Here is a 669-nt window from a genome sequence, read left to right as displayed (position 1 = left end):
CGGTTCCCAAGTTCTTGATCAAGTTGTCTCCAACACTCTTCCGCGGGGTTCAGCTCCGGTGAACCCCGCGGTAGGTAACAGAGTTCTATCGGTGTACCTTCAGCAAACTCTTGGACCTTGTTCGCCGTGAAATACGAGGCGTTGTCCAAAACGACGCAAATCTTCTCGCCGAATTCAGTCTGAAGTGCGTCGAGAAGTCGAATCGTCGTGTCGCTGTTAAAATTCCCCGCACACGGCAGGAAGAACGTATCACCGCCATCGCTGACTGTACCAAGCAACTTGATGCTATCCCACGCGCCCGTCACCGGCAGTGACGGGCGCTCCCCTTCCGGAAACCACGCATAAATCAACGTCGAGAGAACCTGTCTCGTCTGATCGATGGTCAGGATTGTGTATTCGTCGTCCAGGTCGTTGCGCTTTTTTTGAAGCCTTCTTTCCAGGCTTCTTGGGCTCTTTCGTCGGATTTGTAGAACTCCGGCCGGGCTGTCTTCCAGGACAGCCCGGCCTCAGACATCAATCGCCGGACGTGCCGCTCACAGTACTCAACATCAAACTCTTCGGCGAGATAGTGACGGGCTAGTGGAACAGACCACGCGGGCGCGTCTAATCCTACTTCCTCGGGTGATTCGTAAAGTGCCTTGACGAACCGCTTGTGCTGTTCATCAGAGA

General features: G+C 54.4%; 1 pseudogene. It reads right to left on the bottom strand.

Annotated elements, in window-relative coordinates:
* Positions 1–669: pseudogene (locus EXE41_RS18610) on the bottom strand (IS630 family transposase); the annotation flags it as partial.

Origin of the sequence: Halorubrum sp. SD690R, from assembly GCF_005435035.1 — an archaeon.
Classification (GTDB): domain Archaea; phylum Halobacteriota; class Halobacteria; order Halobacteriales; family Haloferacaceae; genus Halorubrum; species Halorubrum ezzemoulense.
This window is presented reverse-complemented; position numbering and strand designations above follow the sequence as displayed.